The organism is Synechococcus sp. BDU 130192 (genome assembly GCF_963876085.1).
Taxonomy (GTDB): domain Bacteria; phylum Cyanobacteriota; class Cyanobacteriia; order Cyanobacteriales; family MRBY01; genus MRBY01.
Genome location: NZ_CAWNNO010000051.1, coordinates 1 through 259, shown reverse-complemented (window position 1 = coordinate 259; position 259 = coordinate 1). Strand labels below are relative to the sequence as shown.

The following is a 259-nucleotide window of genomic DNA, read 5'->3' as shown; positions in this document are numbered from 1 at the left end:
AACACCTGGGCGGACATTCTGAACCGTGCGAACCTCGGTTTTGAAGTAATGCACGAGCGTAACGCTCACAACTTCCCCTTAGACTTAGCAGCTGGCGAGCAAGCACCTGTGGCTCTGCAAGCACCTGCAATCAACGGTTAATAACTGTTTGAGTCTTCGGGCTTAGTTGAAAAAAAAATGATTGCTTTGACAGTAAAACTGAATAAGTAATGATTGGCGAAGGCCCCTACCAGAGATGGTGGGGGTTTTTGCTTGCTTG

1 pseudogene is annotated in these 259 nt (G+C 47.5%); it reads left to right on the top strand.

Annotated elements, in window-relative coordinates:
- A pseudogene (locus AACT35_RS11310) lies at positions 1 to 141 on the top strand (photosystem II q(b) protein); the annotation flags it as partial.
- Positions 142 to 259 lie beyond the last annotated feature (118 nt).